Annotated in this window: 17 protein-coding genes; 11 read left to right on the plus strand and 6 right to left on the minus strand. The window is 59.2% G+C overall.

Translation table 11 applies throughout. From position 1 onward, the window contains the following. Positions 1-9: 9 nt before the first annotated feature. The 3 genes from CFE428DRAFT_RS37680 to lipA all read right to left on the minus strand — a co-directional run bounded on the left by CFE428DRAFT_RS37680 (position 10) and on the right by lipA (position 2,588). Positions 10-699 carry a glycosyltransferase family 2 protein gene (locus CFE428DRAFT_RS37680; RefSeq protein WP_006982049.1) on the minus strand — a complete coding sequence of 230 codons (690 nt, stop codon included), beginning with the start codon at positions 697-699 and terminating at the stop codon, positions 10-12. 62 nt (positions 700-761) lie between these two features. After that, positions 762-1,595 (minus strand): CHAP domain-containing protein, encoded by an 834-nt coding sequence (locus CFE428DRAFT_RS37685; protein WP_006982050.1) that lies wholly within the window; start codon positions 1,593-1,595, stop codon positions 762-764. A 105-nt stretch (positions 1,596-1,700) separates the two neighbouring features. Continuing rightward, entirely contained in the window at positions 1,701-2,588 is an 888-nt protein-coding gene (gene lipA, locus CFE428DRAFT_RS22950) for a lipoyl synthase (protein ID WP_006982051.1), read from the minus strand. Between the two features lie 104 nt (positions 2,589-2,692). Here lipA and CFE428DRAFT_RS22955 point away from each other — a divergent pair, with 104 nt between their 5' ends. From CFE428DRAFT_RS22955 to tnpC (CFE428DRAFT_RS22985), 7 genes are all read left to right on the plus strand, one after another. Beyond that, positions 2,693-4,015: a hypothetical protein gene (locus CFE428DRAFT_RS22955; protein ID WP_131990145.1), complete on the plus strand. Its 1,323-nt coding sequence runs from the start codon at positions 2,693-2,695 to the stop codon at positions 4,013-4,015. A gap of 72 nt (positions 4,016-4,087) precedes the next feature. Further along, positions 4,088-4,495 (plus strand): IS66 family insertion sequence element accessory protein TnpA, encoded by a 408-nt coding sequence (gene tnpA, locus CFE428DRAFT_RS22960; RefSeq protein ID WP_006982053.1) that lies wholly within the window; start codon positions 4,088-4,090, stop codon positions 4,493-4,495. Then, a complete protein-coding gene (gene tnpB / locus CFE428DRAFT_RS22965) occupies positions 4,489-4,842 on the plus strand; it encodes an IS66 family insertion sequence element accessory protein TnpB (RefSeq protein ID WP_006982054.1) in 354 nt (117 codons plus the stop codon). The genes tnpA (CFE428DRAFT_RS22960) and tnpB (CFE428DRAFT_RS22965) overlap by 7 nt, the downstream gene beginning before the upstream one ends. Positions 4,843-4,903: 61 nt before the next feature. Continuing rightward, complete coding sequence (gene tnpC, locus CFE428DRAFT_RS22970; RefSeq protein ID WP_006982055.1) at positions 4,904-6,469, plus strand: IS66 family transposase; 1,566 nt, start codon at positions 4,904-4,906, stop codon at positions 6,467-6,469. 46 nt (positions 6,470-6,515) lie between these two features. Next, on the plus strand, positions 6,516-6,959 hold the full coding sequence (gene tnpA / locus CFE428DRAFT_RS22975; RefSeq protein WP_083805300.1) for an IS66 family insertion sequence element accessory protein TnpA: 444 nt from the start codon (positions 6,516-6,518) through the stop codon (positions 6,957-6,959). Further along, positions 6,953-7,309 carry an IS66 family insertion sequence element accessory protein TnpB gene (gene tnpB / locus CFE428DRAFT_RS22980; protein WP_006982056.1) on the plus strand — a complete coding sequence of 119 codons (357 nt, stop codon included), beginning with the start codon at positions 6,953-6,955 and terminating at the stop codon, positions 7,307-7,309. The genes tnpA (CFE428DRAFT_RS22975) and tnpB (CFE428DRAFT_RS22980) overlap by 7 nt, the downstream gene beginning before the upstream one ends. Before the next feature lie 45 nt (positions 7,310-7,354). Next, on the plus strand, positions 7,355-8,872 hold the full coding sequence (tnpC, locus tag CFE428DRAFT_RS22985) for an IS66 family transposase (protein ID WP_006982057.1): 1,518 nt from the start codon (positions 7,355-7,357) through the stop codon (positions 8,870-8,872). Between the two features lie 60 nt (positions 8,873-8,932). On the opposite strand, the gene CFE428DRAFT_RS22990 is transcribed toward tnpC (CFE428DRAFT_RS22985), so the two are convergent. Continuing rightward, complete coding sequence (locus tag CFE428DRAFT_RS22990) at positions 8,933-10,417, minus strand: ATP-binding protein (protein WP_006982058.1); 1,485 nt, start codon at positions 10,415-10,417, stop codon at positions 8,933-8,935. Next, positions 10,410-11,615, minus strand: a complete 1,206-nt coding sequence (locus tag CFE428DRAFT_RS22995) for a hypothetical protein (protein WP_006982059.1) — start codon at positions 11,613-11,615, stop codon at positions 10,410-10,412. Before CFE428DRAFT_RS22995 ends, CFE428DRAFT_RS22990 begins: the two co-directional genes overlap by 8 nt. 343 nt (positions 11,616-11,958) lie before the next feature. Here CFE428DRAFT_RS22995 and CFE428DRAFT_RS23005 point away from each other — a divergent pair, with 343 nt between their 5' ends. Continuing rightward, positions 11,959-12,375 carry a hypothetical protein gene (locus CFE428DRAFT_RS23005; RefSeq protein ID WP_006982060.1) on the plus strand — a complete coding sequence of 139 codons (417 nt, stop codon included), beginning with the start codon at positions 11,959-11,961 and terminating at the stop codon, positions 12,373-12,375. Positions 12,376-13,402: 1,027 nt separating this feature from the next. Here CFE428DRAFT_RS23005 and CFE428DRAFT_RS23015 read toward each other — a convergent pair. After that, positions 13,403-13,630, minus strand: coding sequence for a hypothetical protein (locus tag CFE428DRAFT_RS23015; RefSeq protein WP_131989957.1), 228 nt, complete (start codon positions 13,628-13,630; stop codon positions 13,403-13,405). A gap of 102 nt (positions 13,631-13,732) precedes the next feature. Between CFE428DRAFT_RS23015 and CFE428DRAFT_RS23020 the strand changes: the two genes are divergently transcribed. From CFE428DRAFT_RS23020 to CFE428DRAFT_RS34300, 3 genes are all read left to right on the plus strand, one after another. Next, entirely contained in the window at positions 13,733-14,890 is a 1,158-nt protein-coding gene (locus CFE428DRAFT_RS23020) for a Fic family protein (RefSeq protein ID WP_042725605.1), read from the plus strand. A 622-nt stretch (positions 14,891-15,512) separates the two neighbouring features. Next, entirely contained in the window at positions 15,513-18,920 is a 3,408-nt protein-coding gene (locus tag CFE428DRAFT_RS34295; RefSeq protein WP_157447607.1) for a hypothetical protein, read from the plus strand. After that, complete coding sequence (locus tag CFE428DRAFT_RS34300; RefSeq protein WP_006982065.1) at positions 18,917-20,068, plus strand: site-2 protease family protein; 1,152 nt, start codon at positions 18,917-18,919, stop codon at positions 20,066-20,068. Before CFE428DRAFT_RS34295 ends, CFE428DRAFT_RS34300 begins: the two co-directional genes overlap by 4 nt. Positions 20,069-20,559: the final 491 nt, after the last annotated feature.

Genomic DNA, 20,559 nt, shown 5'->3' on the forward strand with positions numbered 1-20,559 from the left:
CGTGCCCCCTTACTTCCGCGCCTCGCGCTTGAAGCGCTGCATCATCTCGTAAAAGCGCACCGAGTCACGGAGCGGGTGGATCTTGCTCTTCTCGTCGCCGTAGATGGTGCTGATCGGCACGGCAGCGATCTGGCAGCCGCGGCGGGAGGCCACGACCAATTGCTCGGTCTCGTAGTCGAATTTCGTGGTGGCGATCTCGACCATCGCCTGGAGCAGGTCGCGGTGGATCATGCGGAAGCCGCACTGCGTGTCCGGCACGCATTGCCCGCAGACTTTGCTGATCTGCGAGGACATGAAACGGTTCGTTACCTTGCGGACAAAGGGCATCGTTCGGGTGTCGCTCATGCGATTGCCCACCAGCATCGGCGCCTGGGTCTCGTTCGCCGCGGTGAGAAACCGCGGAATCTCGTCGGGAGCGTGCTGGCCATCGCCATCGAGGACGAGCGCGTATTCGATCCCCGGGCGCTCGGCCAACGCGCGGAAGCCGGTCTTGATGGCCGCGCCTTTGCCTTGATTCACACTGTGGCGGATCACTTCCACCCCGGCCGCGCGGGCCTCGGCTTCCGTGCCATCGGTCGAGCCGTCATCGACCACCAGGACCTGGTCGAGTTGCTGTTTCACGCGCGCCGCGACCTCGCGGATGCGTTTGGCTTCGAAATAACAGGGAATGAGAGCAGCGACGTTGGTGCGGTCGATCACAAGAAGCGGCGAAGCTAGGGATGCGGCGGCGTTCGGGGAAGCCCGAAATGTAGCGGTAAGCTCTATCCCCGGCGAATATAATACGGAGGGAACCCACCCGGCTGCGGGGCCGCGGACGGTCGGTAAAACCGCAACCAGCCCCGATTCATCCCTCCGAGATACAATGTCTGCCGCCGGATGATTTTCTGGCCGTTCCAGTTCTGGTGCAGGACCGTGATGGTATTGTGCGCCGCATCCACACTCTCGAGGACCGCGGTGTGATGTTTGGCTTCCATGTGATAGACGCCGAAATCCCCGTGCAGGTAGCCGGAGAAGCGGACGTCGTGAAATTGGATGATGTCTCCCGGCTGCACGTAAGCCAGATCCTTGACGCCCGAGGCGCCATAAAAACCCGCCTTGATCGTCGCCACCAATTCTCCCCACACGTAATCCCCTTCCCCTGGCGAGTCCGGGCCTCGCGGTGCGGCGCCGGCGCTCCGGAGTGCGTTCTGGGCAAGCATGGCGCACTGTCCGCTGCCGATTTGCCTGCCGAGATTCTCCCGGCAGAATTCGAGGATCGAGGAATTGCAGGAAAACGAAGCAATGGGAGCGAGCGGCGTGGCGGGAACGGCCGGGATAGCCGGAATGGCAGCCGGCACCCGCACGGCCTGCCGTCGCGCCAGCTCGAGGCTCTTCGGAGAGAGCGTGGAAATCGGCACCGTGAACTCCCAGCCATCCTTGGCGAACACGACCGCGTTGCCCTGCAGCCGCAAAAATGCCGCTTCAAAGAAATGCCCGTCCCGCGTCGGCCAGCGATACATCGGCCCAATCGGCTGCGCCCGAACCCACGGGCTGAAAGCAAAGGCCCCAAAAAAGACCGCGGCCACCAGCAACTGCCGTCCTCGACCAACCGTCATCGAGCCCTCCTCCGAAGAACCGGCATCAATGAGCTGAAGCTCCGCAGCGGCGCCATTGGATGTTCGATGTTGGGCGTTGGGCGTTGGATGTTCTGCCTTTTCCTGCTACCGCTTCAGCGGATTGAAATCCGCGGCGTGATACGAGCTGCGGACGAGCGGCCCGGAGGCCACGTGCTCGAAACCCTTTTTCTCGGCGATCTCCTTGTAGAGCTTGAAGGTGTCGGGGTGGACGTATTCCACCACTGGCAAATGTTGCGGGGTCGGCCGCAAATACTGTCCCATGGTCAGCACCTGCACACCGGCCTCGCGCAGGTCGTCCATCGTCTGGAAAATCTCCGGCTCCGTCTCGCCGAGGCCGAGCATGATGCCGCTCTTGGTGACGATCTCCGGCGCGATGTCTTTCATGCGCCGCAGAACCTGCAGCGACACGCGATACTTCGCGCGCGAGCGGACCAACGGGGTGAGCCGTTCCACGGTCTCCACGTTGTGATTGAAAATGTGCGGCTTCGCGTCCGCGACCATGCGCAGGCATTCCTCCTTCGCATGGAAATCGGGCGTCAACACTTCGATGGCCATGTCCGGCTGGGCCGCGCGAATCGCTTCGATCGTCCGCGCAAAATGCTCGGCGCCGCCATCCTTCAGGTCATCGCGCGCCACCGCCGTCACCACCACGTGCTTGAGCTTCATCCGCTTCACCGCCTCGGCCACCCGCTCCGGTTCATCGACCTCGAGCGCGAAGGGCTTGGCCGTGGTCACCGCGCAAAAGCCGCACGCGCGCGTGCAGCGCTCGCCGGCAATCATGAACGTCGCCGTGCCGGCGCTCCAGCATTCCCAGCGGTTCGGGCATTGCGCCTCTTCGCACACGGTGTGCAGCCGCAGATCGGAGATCAGCGCCTTGGTGGAAAAGAACACGGGGTTCGTGGGCAGGCGCACCTTGATCCAGTCAGGCTTTTTCGCCTGATGGAGCGCGGGATCGATCTTACTGCAGGACATTTCGCGAAGAGGTATTTTTTGGAAGTTCGGTGCAATGATGGACGATGTCGCGCGCAACTTCCAGTGCTGTTGCAAAAACCCGCGACAAACCGCATCAATTTCGCATGCCCCATCCGTTTCCCCGTCGCACGATGCTCAAGGCGACCGCCGCCTTCACCGCGAGCTTCAGCCTCGGCCTGCGCCGCGCGCGGGCGGCCAATGAAATCGCCGACGCCGCGCAAAAGGTCCACGACGAAATCTGGCGCCGCTTCATCGACCCGTACGATATCCTGGTCGACTACACCGACTTCGACGGCACTTTCCCACGCCCCACGCCCGAAGAGTGCCGCCTCGGCAAGCCAAACGCGCTGGGGTGGTGGACGCCGACCGAGAACGGCTCGATGTTCAACGGCTTCTACCTCGACGCTGCCGTCAATCGCTGGAAGCTTTCCCACGCCGAGACCGACAAGGAGAAAGCGCGGCGGCTCGCCAATGGCCTCCTCCTGCTCTCCTCGCTTGGGCCGGCCGGCTTCATTGCCCGGGGCGTCGCCGATGACGGTCGCACGCCCTACCCCATGGGTTCGAACGACCAGACGTCGCCCTGGTTCTACGGCCTCTGGCGATATATTCACGAAGGGCTTGCCGCGCGCGAGGAACGCGATCGCATCATCGCCAAAATGGTCGAGGTCGCGAATGTCCTCGTCACCACCCACTGGCTCATGCCGTGCAATACCGGCGCGCCCTCGCCGTTTCGTGGCAGCTTCGCCGGCTTCACTTGGGAACACGCGCCGCGGCTGCTCTTCGTCCTGCGGGCGATGCACGATCTCACGCGCGACGGCAAATGGCTCGAGATGTATCAAAAGGCGGTCGAAGAACGTGGCGCCAAACCCGGCGACACCGCGCCGCCGCTGAGCCGCCTGGAGATCTGCGCCAGGGGCATGGAATTTCACGGCAAATCCCGCCAGTCGTGGACCGGTGCCTCGGGTGTGGTTTGCCTGCGCGGCCTGTGGGAAATGGAAAGCAACCCCGCTTACTTGCGCGCTTATGCGCAAGGCCTCGCCGCCAGCCTCCAGCTCGCCGCTGAAGGCGTACCACTCGTGGGTCAATTCGACAACGCGTCCACCGCCGCCTGCTTGCTCAACTGGCGCATGCTCAATCTCTGGTGGCAGCCGCAACACAGCGAAGCCGACGCCGTCGCCGTCGCCGAGCGCCAGGCCAAGGAACTCGGCCGGCTCTCGCCGCGCCGCGGCCCGGAATTTAACCTCATCCGCGAATCGCTCTTCGCCGCGTGGATCGTCACCCTCTGCCCGGATCGCGCTCTCATCGAGCCGCATCGCACCACGCTGCTCACCGCCCTCCAGCATCTCGATTACAAAAAGCTCTACTACTCCCAATTCTTCCCCGCCGAATCCGCGGCCTACCGCTTGCAGCTACTCGAGCACGCGTAACGTTGGAACGTAAGCGTTATCCGTAGCGCCATCGGAACGGGGTAGTTTCGTAGATTGGGTAGGAGCTACGCTATGCAATCTATGGAGCAGGCCGATCAAGTATTGAAACAGGACGCCCGAGGGCGTGTGTGGACGCCAGCGGAGCGGCGGGAGGCGGTGCTGGATGAGTTTGAAAGGAGCGGGTTACCGGCGGCGCAGTTTGCCGCCCATGTCGGAGTGAAGTATCCGACCTTTGCCAGTTGGATGCAGAAGCGGCGCAAGGCGCGTGGCGAAGGCAATGCGCTGCAGAAGCAGAGGCCCACGGTCCCGCGGTTGGCGGGTTGGGTGGAGGCGACAGTAGAGAATGTGGCCGAGGACAGAACGCAGACGTTGGTCGTGCATCTGCCTGGCGGGGCACGCCTGGAGGTGAACCATGGCGGCCAAGTGCTGTTGGCGGCGCAATTGTTGCGGGCGTGGAGTGAAGGAAGCCGGACATGCTGAGCTTTCCCGGCAGCGTGCGAGTGTTTCTGGCGGTGGAACCTGCGGACATGCGCAAGGGCTTCGAGGGGCTGCATGCGCTGGCCAGCGAAGTTTTGCGCGAAGACGTGCGTTCGGGTGCTTTGTTCGTCTTTACCAACAAGCGCCACACGCGGCTGAAGATGCTTTATTTTGACGGGACGGGTTTGTGGCTTTTGACCAAACGGCTGGAAGAGGGCTCGTTTGCCTGGCCGAAGCTGGAGGAGATCGGTGCGGTCAAGCTGGCCTTGCGGCCCGAAGCGCTGGCCATGCTGACCAATGGGATCGATTTGCGGGGAGCGAAAATGCGCCCGTGGTTCGAGCGTGGGTAAGAATCTTTCGCGCCGGTTAAAATCGTACTAACATTGGTCGCGGTGGGAGGTGGAAAGAGCAATGGCGAAGTCTTCCTCCTTGCGTGAATTGCAGGAAGCGCTTGCCCAGGTGGTGACGGAGAACGCGCGGCTGAGCGAAGAGAACGGGCAGATGCGCACGGAGAACAAACTCTTGCGGGAAAAGATCGACGCGCTTTTGCGCAAGCTCTTCGGGGCGAGCAGTGAGAAACTCGATTCGGGGCAACTGCTCCTGATGTTGCAAGGACTGGACGCTCCGCCGGGAAAAGAACCGGAGCCCGTGGGGGCGGAGGCTCCACGGCGCTCGACGGGCCAATCACCTCCGCGTGAGCGCGGGCCACGCATCCCGGAGCACTTGCCGGTGGTCGAAGAAGTGATCGATCCGGAGCCGGTCAAGGCGTGCCGCGAAGCGTGGCGCTGCATTGGTGAGGAAGTGACCGAGCAACTCGACTTCAAACCGGCGGAGTTCTTCAAACGGCGGCTCATCCGGCGCAAGTATGTGCGGCGCGAGCAACCCTTTGCCGCGCCGATCATCGCTCCGCTGCAGACCTTGCAAGACCGTTGCCTGGCGGCGCCTGGGTTAATCGCCGCGATCATCGTGGGCAAATACGTCGATCACGTGCCGCTCTACCGGCAGGAACAGATCTTTGTCACCCGCCATGGAGTGAAACTCCCGAGGCAAACCATGGTGCAGTGGATGGCCCTGGCCGCCGACTGGCTGCAGCCGATCTACGAGCACATCCGCACCGGAGTGCTCGGTGGTGGCTACGTGCAAATCGATGAAACCCCCATCGAATATCTGTCCCCCGGCCACGGAGAAACCAAACTCGGTTACCTCTGGGTCTGCTCAAGTCCTGGAGGCGACGCGATCTTTTGCTGGCAAACCAGCCGTGCGGCCGCGTGTCTGGAAGAGATCGTGCCAGCGCCGTGGCAGGGCACAATCCAGAGCGATGGGTATCGTGGCTACAGCGCCTTTGTCCGCACCCACAATGCGCAGGTTGGCCGTGAAGCGATCACGCTGGCCGGCTGCTGGGCGCATGCGCGTCGTGCCCTTCTCGAAGGCCAGCCGAGCGCGCCGCAGACGGTGAACTGGCTCTTGAAGCAAATCGCCAACCTCTACGAAATCGAAAGCCAGTTGCGAGAGAACTGCGCTGGCGGGGCCTTGCGCCAATCCATACGAGCGGCGCAAAGCGCGATGATCGTGCGCCGCATCCACACTGCGCTCTGGCGCATCCGCAGGCGTTACTTGCCGCAAAGCGCCCTGGGGCGTGGGATCAGTTACGTTCTCGATCAATGGACAGCTCTGGAACGCTTCCTCGGTGATGGCCGGCTCGAGATCGACAACAACCTCTGCGAAAACGCCATCCGGCCCACGGCCGTGGGAAAAAAGAACTGGTTGTTCGTCGGCGCCGCGGAAGCTGGCCAGCGAGGAGCCATCCTCTACACCATCGTCGAGAGCTGCCGCCGCCGGGGGATCGATCCACTGGCTTATCTACGCGACGTGCTCACCCGCCTGCCCAAGATGCTCATCACCGAGGTTCCCAGCATCACCCCGCAGGCTTGGGCCAAGGCCCAGCGCCAAGCGCCCGACCTCAAGGCCGCATCATAAGTTGCATAGCGTGAAGCTATGCAATCTACGCGAGCCCGCCGATCGATTGCGTCGTCAACCAAATCCGCATGGAGCCACGGATACCGCTTACGAAGAAGAAGTGCTCAAGCAGGATCGGCGTGGACGGGTACGGGTATCCAAGGAACGGCGAGAAGCGCTGCTGACAGAGTTTGCCGGCAGCGGGCTGAGCGCGTCGGCGTTTGCGGCGATGGCCGGGATCAAGTATCCGACGTTTGCCAACTGGCTGCAAAAGCGGCGTAAGGCGGGAGGCAATTTGGTCGGAGCACCGGTGGAGGGTGGAAACGGCGAAGGTCCGATCCGGCTTTGGGAAGCAGTCGTGGAGGAGCAGGCTACGCCAGCTGGCGGGAACGGTGCGGGTCTATCGATTGAGCTGCCTGGCGCCGCACGGTTGAGGGTGCATTCGCCAGCGCAGTTGGCGATGGCTGCCGAGTTACTTGCCCTGATCGCCCAACGGAGCCGCGGATGCTGAGCTTTACCGGAGGGTTGAAGGTCTTCGTGGCGCTGGAGCCGGTGGACTTGCGCAAGAGCTTCAGCGGATTGGAAGGGCTGGTCAGCGAGCGATTGGGCGAGGACTTGCGCCAGGGAGCACTCTTTGTCTTCACCAATCGGCGGCATACGCGACTGAAGATCCTCTATTGGGACGGCACCGGCTTATGGCTGGCGATCAAGCGACTGGAGCAAGGCACCTTTTCCTGGCCCAAGAGCATCGAACCCGGCCGAGTGAAGTTGAAACTAACGCCGGAAGCCCTGGCGATGTTGACCGACGGGATTGATTTGCGCGGAGCGAAACTGCGGCCTTGGTATGAACGTGAAAATTAACCGCACAAAGTACTAACAAGCGGTGGCGTGTGCGGTTGATCTGGCGTGCCTGATTCGACCTTCCCCAACGCTGCCGAGTTGCTGGCGCGGATCGCGGAGTTGGAAAAGGAGAACGCGCTCTTGCGGCAGAAGATCGATGCACTGGCGCGCAAGATCTACGGGGTCTCGAGCGAGAAGCTCGATCCGGCGCAGTTGCATTTGCTTTTGCAAGGGCTCGACGAGCCGGGAAAAGCTCCCGAGCCCGTGGCCGCGGAGGCCCCACGGTGCTCGAAGGTTCCATCGCCTCCGCGCTCGCGAACCCCGAAGCACCCGGCCCATCTGCCGATCATTGAAGAAGTCATCGTGCCCGAGCCGGTGAAGGCGGCTCCTGAGCAGTGGCGGCGCATCGGTGAAGAGATCAGCGAGCGGCTCGATTACGAGCCCGCCCGCTTCCTGCGGCGGCGCACGGTGCGGCCGAAGTATGTGCGGCGCGGTCTGCTCGATGCGGTGCCGGTGATCGCGCCGTTGCCGCCCGCGATCCTGGAGCGCAGCATCGTGGCGCCGGGGCTTTTGGCGCAAATCGTCGTAGCCAAGTATTGCGACCACCTTCCTCTCTATCGGCAGGAGTCGATCTACTGGACACGCCACCAAGTCTGGCTGCCACGGCAGACGATGGCCGAATGGATGGGCTTGGCCGCCGACTGGCTCAAACCCATCTACGAGCATATCCGCAGCGAGGTGCTCAGCCGCGGCTATGTGCAGGTCGACGAAACCCCCATCCGCTATCTGGAACCAGGCCACGGCCGGACCAAGTTGGGCTACCTGTGGACCTGCCATGCGCCGCGTGGCGACGTGGTCTTCCACTGGCAGACCAGCCGCGCCGCTTCCTGCCTGGAGAAGATCATTCCCGTAGACTTTCGCGGCACCATCCAGTGCGACGGCTACGAAGCCTACGATTGCTTTGCCAAAGGCCGTGGAGAAAAGATCGTGCTCGCGGGATGCCTGGCTCACGTCCGGCGCAAGTTCTACGAAGCCAAAGAAACGGCACCGAAGGTGGCCGGTTGGTTCCTTCGGCACTTTCAAAACCTATACGAGTTGGAAGCCCAACTGCGTCAGTCGCGAGCCGGCCCCAGACGACGACATGCCGAGCGAGCCAGCTTGAGCCGATCCGTACTGCTCCGACTACACCGTGCCTTGGTGCGGTTAAAAACCGTGCGCCGTTACCTGCCCAAAAGCCTCATGGGCAGAGCGATCGACCACGCCCTCAATCAATGGCCCGCGCTCTTGGTCTTCCTCGAGGACGGCCGCCTGGAGATCGACAACAACCTGGTCGAAAACGCGATCCGCCCCACCGCGATCGGTAAAAAGAATTGGCTCTTCTTTGGCGAGGCTGCCGCCGGCGAGCGCAGCGCCATCCTCTACACGATCATCGAATCCTGCCGACGTCGGGGTATCGATCCTTTCGCCTACCTGCGAGACGTCTTCACCCGACTGCCATCGATGACCAACTGGCAGATCAAGGACATCACTCCCGAAGTCTGGGCCAAGCAGCAATGCCGCACCGCTCAACGTGCCGCAGCGTAGATGTCATAGGCCTACGCCTATGACGTCTACGACTTGAAACCAGAATCTACGAACGCCTTGTCAATAGGCGCTGGCGCGGACGCTTACGGAAGGCCGCTGGCTAACGACCATTAAACTGAGGCCATATTTACGGCCCTCTTTGGCGACCCTCTCCAAAGATTTACGCGAAGAACGATACGCAGCATTGTCGCTCTGAGGAATGTAGTTGTGGGCCTCTTCACACACAATCATCACCGGAATATCGTTGGTTAACTCGGCCTCATGTCGGAGTTTGGAGTAATGGAAGCAAAAATCAAATATTAGCCGGGAAATCAGGCTAACGGTGATGCTCAACACCTCGAACGGAATACCGCTCAAATCAACGATGGTCACGTTTGCCTTGTTGAGATACCCAAGAAACTGTTGCATAATCTCTTCAAAATCACCCGTTTGATACAGCGTTCCATCCGCCTTCTTGGGTTCGAGCAGGAATTTCAAGCGACGATCCGCAAGCTTTGTCTCTAGTCGCGAAACGAACCGATTGAACTCCCCGTTATATGGGCCGTTAGTAGCTTTAGTGGCAGCGGCGGTGGACTGCTGAACGAATGATTGTATTTTATCGAAATAGAAATTTTTCCTTTCAGTTACCAATTTACCGTCGGCGAGCTTCGGATGGTTTTCCCCATCTAAACGTCCAATTACTTCTCGGTTTAAATTTTCGATGTAATTGTAGACCTCGCACAGGGAGAAAAATACCGGGCTGTCGTATGTAACATCTAAACCGGGATTGTGTTTTTCCTTATTGAGGATAACGGCATGTTTGAATTGCGAAACTTGATTGTGAGAATTCTGCTCATTGCTCTCAATGAAGATACTCTCCAGTTCCTCAGAGTTCATGAGCCAGTAAGGAAGATGAAGTGAATCAATATCGAGAGGATTCAGCGTAAAGGATTCTGTCTTATCCAGCGTGAACGCGGCTGTGTACTCATCATGCACATCAAAAATTACGATGTGGGCATTCCGCTGCTTCCCGACATTGCTATTTTTCTTTCGCGAGATACCAACCACATCGTGAAGGATTCTCGCGACTGCACATGATTTTCCCGAGCCAGTCGAGCCGACGACGGCGATATGTTTGCTGAAGAATCTGTCCCCGCTAATTTTGAGCGTCACGCCTTTATTCACAGATAATGAACCAAATGGAAAATCGTATTCGGCGCTCTCGGCAAATAATGTATCGAGCGTCTCCTGGTCAGGCACGTAAACCGGTTCGGTGGGAACAGGAAGTAAAACAGCACCGCGCTCAAAGGCATTTGCGGCGGAGAGATTGCCAACCGCCTGACAAGATACAACAAACTGCCACTCCGTAGCACCTACCTCGTTCGTCGACGTGTTTCCTCGGACATTTCTGATCACCGCCACAGTATAATCGTTATTTCCCTGCGCTATTTGTAGATAGCGACCGACTTGGAGGTCACTCTTGTGCTTCTCGAACGTCTTGAGACTCTCAATCGCTACCGTGATTTCATTCGGTGCACACAGCAGAACTTGGCCGATTTCATTCATATGATGGATTTACTCCTGTGATAAAAGCGATTTCTTTGATGCTGAATGTTTCCAATTCCTCAACGACGATGTCTTTAATATCCAAATTCGTATAGCCGTTTTTCCCAAGGATAAAAAGATCGTCTGGTTTTTGACCTGCGATAATTTTCTCAAAATTTATCCATCGCAAAAACCGGAGTTGAAATTCCCTCCGCAATCCAACTGCGCGACCCGCCTTTTGCACAATCGGTTCACGAAGAAAATAGCTTTCATCGAATATTCGTCCGACGTAGCCGTCCGTGGAGATCACGCCTTTTCTGTGAAGCCGGAGTTGTATGTCGCGAAAAATATCTTCAGTCGTATCTAGGCATACAAGAGGCGTGCAGATGTGCGCGGCTTTGAAATGAAATTTTGCCAAGAAATCGCGAAAAAAGCCGACGACATTGGCATCGAAATCTTCGAGCGTGGCGCAATTCACGATGAAATAGCGAAGTCGGGCATTCTTATCCAAATGCGGCTTCATCTGTTTGCGTCTTGCTTCGAGGATTTGCTTTCGCGTCTTTAAAGCCAGTGTCCAACGACTGATTGCTGTCGATTTAATCCTTGTGAGGCTATCCAGCAGTTCTGCCTTTGTGATCCGCCTCTGCTTTGGATCGTGTTTGATGCTCAGGTTGGCTATCGCCTGTATAGCATTTGGATAGGAGAGGACGTCAACATCGCTCGCGGGTATCCCAGCCGCCACAAGAGCTGCCTGAACGTTATTAACCATGTCATCCAATGTTGGGCCAAACTGGAGGGAGATTTTCGCCAGAAACTTGTCTAGGTCGACCTTCCCCCTAAGATCGTCGCAATATTTCTGAAGCTTTTCGTTTTTTGAGGCAAGTGCTTCTTCGAGGTCAGATTTACCGATCTTATTATTTTTCGGCGGTTCGGGAAAGTGCGCGAAAAGAATATAAGAAATGTGAGAATGCTGGGTAGTGTGAAAATGCTGCATCATTTGCAGCAGTGGTTTGAAGATCGTGCTGGGAGTGAAGCTTTCCTTTGCTTCGTGGTATTTGCATTGAATCGCCGTCAACCCTTCGGGGGTGACAATTTCAATGTCTTCGATGATTCCTTCTACGGTGATCTCGGCCTCATCGGCAGACCGCAGCACCTCCAGCAGTGTTTTGTTGAACTGATACAGAAACCCTTGAATTGTGTAGTCGGCTGTTCTGTCCATGCTTCATCTTATTTTCGGTTAGATTCGAGTTGCATTGATCTGAGTGCATTACTCGGAGTCAACTATTGAGACTTGACGCATCTTGTTCAATGAAGTTCGCGTAAACTTAAGAACGGAAACAGGTAAGGATTCAATCATCCCGCCTCTGACCTCCCACTTGCCGACGGAATCCAAGATCGCCGCTGAGAGGTTCTCAAGCACCTCGCATCCTCTCCCTGAATAGAAAGTTGCCCCTGCCCCTTGCAGACCCTGGACCTTGATCCTGACCCGTGTTTCCTGATCCCTATTTCTGGCGAAATGATTTGAATTGACAGCGGCATTCAGCGGCAAAACGCTCTTACGCATGACGGAGACCGAGATTGCTATGTGGTTGAGTGTGACGAGCGCCAGTATCGCCGCGATTTCGTTTCTCAGGGACCATTTGGCCACCAGAAATGAACGCGAGACAGAACAGAGAGGTTCTGTCGACAAAGGTCTAATCGCATTGAGAGAAGCGGCTTCTCACACGGAAAGATATATCGATTCCCGTCGGGAAGGCGCGGAGAGGAATACTAAAATTGAACTTGAATTGGAAAATCTTTGGTATGCCGTTTATGTGGCAATGCGAAACATCAATGAACCACTTGCTCGCCGCTTCCGACTCAAGGCTGGTTACTGGCGCGACCCGGAGCAATGGTCCGAGCAAACCGTCACAGAAGCTGGAATCGGATTGAAGCGAATCGTTTTGGAAGCGGACTTCCTGCTCCACCAAGTCGGATAGATGGCAATTCCAAACAACATTGATTTGGACATCGTTACGCGCGCGGTGCTGGGCGATTTGGAGCACGTAATGCGAGGCTGGACCGGGGGTTGGCCTACGGAGGAAACCGCATTTATGAACCGCTTCACGGAAGCTCTTCGGACGAGGCACGACGAGTGCGACATCGGCCTAACGTCTCCCGTTTACGTGTCGACTCGATTAATTCCGTTGCATAGGCGTGGCCCCGACGCAACAGACCTTTTTGGTGCCGACCTTGCAGTCACTGTTCATCCTCCAAACGGGCGGTTCACGAAAACCGCATTCTTCCAATTCAAAAAGAGCGCAAATTGTAAGCTACGCCTTAGGCGTGAGCAACTGAACGCTGCGTGTGTAGACGACCGAATTAAAGTGCGGAGCTTTGTCGTTGCACTCGACGAGATGCGCCACAACGTGCGCATCGCAAGCGTGCAGAGCCTTCTTGACCAATTCCCGTCAGGGCCATTATCACGAGGATACAATTCCTCGAGCTGGATGCCAGTGGGCGTTTGGTTATCCAGATGGTTATCATGCGAAGAGGCGCCTACCAGCGACCGAATGGACCAGAATAGCGTGGAAGGATTATTGATAAAGTATGCAGCAGGCCATGGAGAGCAGGAGGTCATTTGGGACGCCGACCGGCTAAGTGGTGAACCCCGCCCTTTTCCAGATGGATACACGCCAGCACGGGTTTGGGTTCTCACCGACTTTGACAACCAAGCCGAAACCAACGAGATTTTTGTCCCCGCCTAAATCAATTGGCCATTTGTAGCCGTCTGGAGGCCACTCCGCCGTCCCGGTATGCGGGAGGTCATTCCAGCAGGAATTGGTAACGCGACTGGGAGCGAAGCTCTGCTTCGCATGGCGGTTGGGTGTCTGCGAGCAGGCCTTCCTTCTTAATCTTAATCGTAATCTCAATCTCCCCAACGTCGTGGCGCAGAGGGATTCAGAGGATAAGAGTGCAAATTTGCACTCTGATTTCTTCGCCTCGGAAACCGCGGCGCTTTGGCGATCATTCGTCAGACTTTTCTGATTCTAAATTTCTCCGGGCCTCGATCTCTTCGCGGTCCCGTTCCAGTTCCTGCCGCAGTTCCTCCTCCGTGGGCAGCACCATCCGCCAAATGTGACCGTCGCCTACGGCCTCTCTTTCGACTTTTTCACTTTGGACCGGCATCGCCTTCCGGAAGAAATCGACCCACTTCCTGTCGACAGCGCAGTAGCGAAAGAGGAGAAATACCACGCGCCGACCAAAGATGAGGTTTAAAAGCCTCTTATTTTGCGTAAGGCCTGAAATGTAAAATTGCACCTTCCTGAATGGGGCCTTATTTTGTCGCCCCTAAATATGGCAGCCAACGACAGCAATTTAATTACGCGAGCTGGCACTTTCCTTAAACAGCCAGGAGGATATCGCGCATTCATCCCAAAAGCGTTGCCTCCTGATCCGCCTCTTGAAATGGATTGGGAGACGGTGCGACTTCTCGCAGAAGCCAGTCTTGAACTTGGCCGATTGGATGGCGCCGGGGCGCTCGTCCCAAACCCAGATCTATTTGTCGGGATGTACGTTCGTCAGGAGGCTGTGCTTTCATCGCAAATCGAAGGCACCCAATGCACCTTGGAAGACGTCCTTCGCTTTGAGCTCGATGCGTCCGCCGTCTCGGAACCTGAGGAGATTGCCGAGGTGGTCAATTACGTCGGAGCGATGAATTACGGGCTCGAACGTCTCGAAGACTTTCCGCTCTCTTTGCGTCTGATCCGTGAAATTCACGAAAGACTCATGAAAGGTGTGCGAGGTTCGGCCTTAACGCCCGGAGAATTTCGTCGCACTCAAAATTGGATTGGGCCTGCCGGTGGCACGTTGCTGAACGCTTCTTTTGTCCCCCCGCCGGTGCCAGACATGAACGACGCGCTGGGCGACTTGGAAAAATTTCTTCACGAGACAGAGCGATTGCCCGCTCTCATTCATTTTGGCTTGGTGCACGCTCAGTTTGAAACGATTCATCCTTTTCTGGATGGCAACGGGCGCATCGGACGTCTGCTCATCGCCTTTTTGCTCTGCCATCGGAAGATTCTTCGGCGACCGCTTTTATACCTGAGTCTCTATTTCAAACAGCACAGGCAGGAGTATTACGATCGGCTTACGGCTGTGAGGAACGATGGGCAATGGGAGCCATGGATCAAATTTTTCCTGAAGGGTGTTGCTGAAGTGAGCCGGTCTGCAACCAGCACCGCACAGGCAATCCTCGCGTTGCAACAAGAGCACCGTCAGTTGACGCTTCAGAGAGTTTCAAATGCCGCGCTCAGCCAATTGCTGCTGGACCTTCTCCTTCAGTATCCCCTCATCAGCGTTCGCATGGTGGAATCACGGCTCAACTGCGCTTTCGTGACCGCGAACAAGCTCGTGGAGCAGTTCACTGGCCTTGGGCTTCTCAGGGAGATCACCGGTGGCCTGCGCAACCGGCAGTACGAGTACAAGCCTTACCTTGAACTTTTTGAGCGCTAGGCTCTTCGAACGCCGTTGGTCGACCATCACCGGAATACTCCCCCTTCGCCATCCGGTTTGAGATTGTGCAGGCGCGACATCGGATCACGAAACGCAGAGTGGTGCGAGCGATCCAAGGCCAGAGTTCGGACATTTCGACAATCCAGCGAAAGTTCATTCCAGCGGGAATTGGTAACGCGACTGGGAGCGACGCTCTGCTTCGCAGGGCGGTGAGTGTCTGCGGGTGGGATCTCCAAAAGCCAACTCCGCGCGAAAACCCACGGAAGTCAGAGGTTTGCCCCACAGTCCCATAGGCGTCTCGCAGACTCGGCTTTCGACTCCGCCCATGCTTCCTCGCTCCGCTCAGGATGACAGGTTTTTTTTGGGGCGCTTCGCGCATCTATGCCTCGCGTTCACCGTCAGCGGCAGGATGCGCGCTGCCACTTTCCCCCACTCGTCGCTTTTTGAGCGCCGAAAGGGCCCTTTCAACGGGCGGCGTGGCAGGCCGAAAACCGGCTATCAATTGTCCCCACGGCACCACGGACCTGTCGCTTCGCTCCAGTATCCACTCTCCACTATCAACTTTCTTCCCACGATGCCGGCTTTTCTTTTCGCCAGCCCGCGTTAGGATTCACGGCTCGCCTTGAGTCAATCTACGTCACTTTCATCCCCGCCTGCCTCCTCCGCCGCCTCTCTCGAACGCCGGCGGGCCCGGCGCCGTCTCCGTCCGGTCCGGCTGGCTTTCCTTCTGCTCATCGTCTGTATCGTCGCCCTCTTCGTGCCCGATAGCTTCCGCTTCATTGCCCGGGAGCTGATCACGATCGAGGCCTGGCGCGCGGGCATTTCCGCCCACCTCGGCGAGGTGGATGGCAGCCTGCTCGAGCCCATTACCCTGCGTGATTCGGTCTGGATTTACGAGAGCGACACCGGCCCGATCACCCGGGTGGAAATCCAGAGCGCCACGGCGGAGTTCGACTGGCACAATCTGCTCCCCCGCTCCACCGGCCATGTCTTCCAGCGGCTCATCCTGCACGGGGTGAGCGGCAAGACCCAGCTCCCGCTGGGCGCGGTGACCGCGACTCCGGCCCGCTTCGCCGCCTTCAAATGGCATCTGCCGCGGCCTTCCGGCAACTGGCTGCCTCCGCCGGAGCGCATCGAGGCGCGGGACGTGGATTTCGTCTTCCAAAGCAACCAGGATTTCGTGCGGCTGGCCGATACCGATTTCACCTTGAGCGAGCAGGAAGCCGGGACCATTCACGCCGGGCAGATCGTGCTCAAGCAGCCGTGGATCAACCGCGCCTTTCGCAACGTCCGCGGCACCACCGCGATCCAGGACACGAAAGTGGAGATCGCCAATCTCGCCCTCGATCCCGATGTGCAGGTGCGCAGCCTTTCCGCCGAGCTCGACGATCTCGCCCGCGGCCGCCTGAATCTCGACATGCAGGTCGCGGCCTTCGGCGGCAATATCCGCGTGGCCGCGCAGGCCCTGGGCGATACCCGCCCCCTGGTCTTCGAGGCCACCGGCACCTTCTCGCAGATCGGCCTGGCCAAGCTCGCCCCGTTCCTCGGTTACAACGACGCCGCGGGCGGCACGATCAAGGAAGGCAAGTTCAGCTTTCGCGGTCCGCCGCAGCGGCTTGCGCAGGCCACCGCTTCGTTGCGCTTCGAGGCGACGAATTTCCAATGGGATTCGCGCCAGTGGGATTCGCTGGTCCTCGGCGCGACGCTCATGGAGGGACGCGTCCAGGTGCCCGAGCTGTCCCTCACCCAGGGGCACAACCGGCTCAATCTCAGCGGCGAGATGCCGCTCCCGGCGCCCGGCGTGGAGTGGTGGCAGACGGAATTCAACGTCAACATCGCGGCCAAGATCGACAACCTTACCGAGCTCTCGGCGCTGATGTTGCCGGATTTCCAATACACCGCCGGCAAGGCGAACATCGATGGTTCCATCCGCGGCAAGGACCAGCAGTTTCACGGCCAGCTCATCATCTCCGGCTCGGACCTGAAGTGGCACAATGCGCCGATCGAGGAATTGCAGGCCGGGGTGAAGCTGAACGGCAACGAGTTCCAGTTCACCAACGTCTCGATCTTCAACAACGGCGATTACCTGCGCGGGCACGGCGTGGTGAACATCCTCGGTGACAAGCAGTACTGGGGCGAGTTTCACGCCTCGATCGAGGACCTGGCGAAATACGCGGCCATCCTGCAAAAGCCGATCGTGCCCGAGCCTCTGGCCGGCGGCGCGGTCATCGACTGGAGTGGCGAGGGCTCGGCCAAGGGGCATAGCGGGCAATTCTCCGCGCGGCTGCGCAAGCTGCGTTCGCTCGGGGCCAGCGCCTCGCTGTTGCACCCGATCAACGCCGATTTCGAGGGCAACTACGCGCCGGGCATGATGCTCTTCGACCGCTTCATGCTGTCGGATGACGATTCCTCCTTCACCGCCAACATCGGCATCGGCAACAAGGCGCTGAGCCTGCAGGGCATCCGTCTCATGCATCGCCAGACGCTCTGGCTGGAAGGCGACGCCATCCTGCCGCTCGATGTCTGGAATGCGTGGCCGAATACTTCGCTCGCGACGCTGCTCGACGATCACACGGTGAGCAAGGTGAACCTGACCGCTTACGACCTCAACTTGCACGACGCCGCGCTGCTCACCGGCCTGAACTTCCCGATCCAGGGCGTGGTCCGCGGCAACGTCACCGCCGAGGGTCCGCTCGGCGCGCTCAAGACCGGCGGCAAGCTGACCTTGAACAAGGGCCAGATCCCGATTGGTTGGAGCGGATATCTGCTTACCGTGGTGCAAGGGGAAGCCGCGCTCGATGGACAGACGCTGCAAATCGCCAAGCTCACCGGCTTGCATCCGAGCGAGGATTTTTCGGCCACCGGTCAGGTGGATTTCACCAATCTCCGTGATCCCGCCTTGAAGCTGGAAGTGGCGACGACGAAGTCGAAATTCGATTTTATGACCGGCAGTCTTGCTGCCACTACGGCGACCGGCGGCGGTAAATTTCAGATCACCGGGCCAGTCAGCGCGGCGACCATTTCCGGGGATGCACAAATCTCCTACCTGGAAATGAATGCGGCCTTGGAGAATTCGATCCTGTCCTTTTTCGCCGAAGGCGGAGTGAGCGAATTGCCCTCTGTTTTCGCTTTTAATGAAAAGCCGTGGTGTGATTGGAAATGCGATGTCGCGGTGCATGCGTCTTCTGCCACGGTTGGGACGCAACGCAGTGTGCGGTACACGATGCTGGATGGCACAACGGCCAACGCGGATTTGAAACTGCAGGGTTCCGGGCGCACTCCTGAACTTCTCGGCAACCTCACGTTCCAAGTTTTGAATCCGAGGGTTTCCATCAACACCAGGGGTGCGGAGGGGCCCCTGACTCTGGAAAGCGCCAAATTCGAATTCCGCGAAGGGCATACTCACGATCCCTCGTTCGACCTGAAATTGGACGGCTCTGTGTTCGACAAGAATTTCGCTGCTTACGGCACCGGGACATTGCAGCACCCGTTCCATTTCTTCGTCTTCGAGCCGCCCCTCACGGAGAAGATCATCGTCTCCGCGCTCAACGCCAGCCTCACCCACCAGCTATTTGGCGACCCTATTTCCGGGCTCCGCGTTCCTTCGCCTTTCTACGATGGCCTGGATGTGGTCGACTGGGCGACGATTCCCACGCCGCCCCCCGCCCCGCCGGCACCCGCTCCGGCGCCGGAATCTGCCACACCTGCCCCTGCGGCTTCCGCAGCTCCGGCCCCTCCGACGACCACCCCCGCGGTTCCCACTCCCGCAGCGGCGCCCGCTTCGAGTCCCGCAGTTCCTGCTCGCGCCCCGGCTGCCACCGCCAAGGGAGCTCCCGCTCCACCGCCCTCAGCTCCTGCTCCCGCCCCGGCCGCCGCCAAGGGAACTCCCGCTCCGCCACCTGCAGCCGCACCTGCCGCTACTGCCGCTACTGCCGCACCTGCCGTTCCCAAGACGGCTCCGGCTCCAGCGGCTCCTGCGGCGACTCCTGCAGGGCCAGCGACGCCGCCAACGGCGAATCCTAAGCAATGAGCAACGGAGACGCGCCCGGCCGACGTACCGGACTCTATATCGGCCGCTATTTCGGAATCCGATTCTACCTGGATGCCTCGTGGTTTCTGATCGCGGCGTTGGTCACGGGTGCGCTGGCCTTCGATGTCTTTCCCACGGAATTGCCCGGCCGGCCGCAACCGGTTTATCTCGCGCTCGGCCTCGGGGCTGCGCTGCTCTTTTTCCTGAGCATTCTTTTGCACGAGCTCGGCCACAGCCTCGTCAGTCAGCGATGTGGCATTCCCGTGCCGCGAATCACGCTGCTCTTCATCGGCGGTCTCGCGGAGATCTCGCGGGAGCCGGATGACGCGCGCTCGGAACTCAAGATCGCGCTCGGCGGGCCGATCGTCAGCATTCTGCTCTGCGGCGTCTTTGCCGCGCTGAGTGCGGGCGCGGAAGCATTGCACTGGCAAGCGGCCGCGCATGTGGCGGGCTGGCTCGCGCTCACGAATGGCATGCTTGTGGTGTTCAATATGTTCCCCGGCTATCCGCTCGATGGCGGACGGGTGTTGCGCGCGTTGATCTGGGCGAAGACCGGAAAGTTGCGGCGCGCGACTTACATCACGTCACGCATCGGCGTGGCCTTCAGTTGGTTTCTGATTCTCGCCGGCGCGGCCATGCTTTTCATCTGGCATCAACTCGGCGGCCTGAGCTTCATCTTCATCGGCTTCTTTTTGAAAAGCGCGGCGGATAGCGGTTACGCCAATGCCATCCAGCGGGAAATCCTGGCCGGTGTCCGCGTCCGCGACTTGATGACCGCCAATCCGGCGTCGATCCCGGATACCCTGCCGCTCAACCTCGCGATCGACGATTACTTTCTCAACGGCCACCACGTGACCTATCCCGTGTGCACGGCCGACGGAGAATTTCGCGGCCTGTTGCGGTTGGATTTTCTCAAGGAAGTGCCGAAGGAAAAATGGCCTTACGTTTCCGCCGGCGACCTCGTGGCCGAGAAGAGCGCCGAGAACCTGCGCATCGGCGTGAATGAGTCCGCGGCGCGCGCCATGAAGCTGCTCCTCGCACCCGAGCTCAGCCGCCTGGCCGTCGTCGAAAATGGCCGCCTCGTCGGCATCGTCACCCAGCACGACATCCTCCATTTCATCGAGATCCATACCGAGCTCGAGGGGTGAGCCTTTTTCCTCGGCGAGTTCAGGCGAACCTGGACGAGCGGTGATCAGACGGGCTGGATCATTTTAAACAAAACTGTAGCCGCGGCTGATTTAAGCGCAGAGGACGCCGAGAACGCAGAGGGCCGCAGAGGGCTGAGGTGGAGGGGCATAGCGGTGGTCAACGGGCGAGCCGCAGAGAGAAGAACTCCGGCGGAGGCGCCCGCATCTTTGCGCGGTGTTTGGACGTCGAAGGAGATGGCCCCACTGGGAGCGGCGACCCCGCCATGGCGGGGTCGCTGACCGAACCTACGCGCGCAGCGCCACTTTCTCAGGGGCACTGCTCCGCAGTGCAGGGCGACTGGAAAGTCGCCCCTCCCAGTGGGCCGCAGCCGTATAACCCCGGGTCCCAAACCGCACCTCTTTGCGTGGTGTTTGGACGCCGAAGGAGATGGCGCCACTGGGAGCGGCGACTTTCCAGTCGCTGACCGAACCTACGCGCGCAGCGCCACTCC

It is taken from the genome of Chthoniobacter flavus Ellin428, from assembly GCF_000173075.1.
Classification (GTDB): domain Bacteria; phylum Verrucomicrobiota; class Verrucomicrobiia; order Chthoniobacterales; family Chthoniobacteraceae; genus Chthoniobacter; species Chthoniobacter flavus.

Coding starts and splice junctions, on each gene's coding strand:
- CFE428DRAFT_RS37685 (WP_006982050.1), bottom strand. CDS start 1,595: ATGACGGTTGGTCGAGGACGGCAGTTGCTGGTGGCCGCGGTCTTTTTT.
- lipA (WP_006982051.1), bottom strand. CDS start 2,588: ATGTCCTGCAGTAAGATCGATCCCGCGCTCCATCAGGCGAAAAAGCCT.
- CFE428DRAFT_RS22955 (WP_131990145.1), top strand. CDS start 2,693: ATGCCCCATCCGTTTCCCCGTCGCACGATGCTCAAGGCGACCGCCGCC.
- tnpA (WP_006982053.1), top strand. CDS start 4,088: ATGCAATCTATGGAGCAGGCCGATCAAGTATTGAAACAGGACGCCCGA.
- tnpB (WP_006982054.1), top strand. CDS start 4,489: ATGCTGAGCTTTCCCGGCAGCGTGCGAGTGTTTCTGGCGGTGGAACCT.
- tnpC (WP_006982055.1), top strand. CDS start 4,904: ATGGCGAAGTCTTCCTCCTTGCGTGAATTGCAGGAAGCGCTTGCCCAG.
- tnpB (WP_006982056.1), top strand. CDS start 6,953: ATGCTGAGCTTTACCGGAGGGTTGAAGGTCTTCGTGGCGCTGGAGCCG.
- CFE428DRAFT_RS22990 (WP_006982058.1), bottom strand. CDS start 10,417: ATGAATGAAATCGGCCAAGTTCTGCTGTGTGCACCGAATGAAATCACG.
- CFE428DRAFT_RS22995 (WP_006982059.1), bottom strand. CDS start 11,615: ATGGACAGAACAGCCGACTACACAATTCAAGGGTTTCTGTATCAGTTC.
- CFE428DRAFT_RS23005 (WP_006982060.1), top strand. CDS start 11,959: ATGACGGAGACCGAGATTGCTATGTGGTTGAGTGTGACGAGCGCCAGT.
- CFE428DRAFT_RS23020 (WP_042725605.1), top strand. CDS start 13,733: ATGGCAGCCAACGACAGCAATTTAATTACGCGAGCTGGCACTTTCCTT.
- CFE428DRAFT_RS34300 (WP_006982065.1), top strand. CDS start 18,917: ATGAGCAACGGAGACGCGCCCGGCCGACGTACCGGACTCTATATCGGC.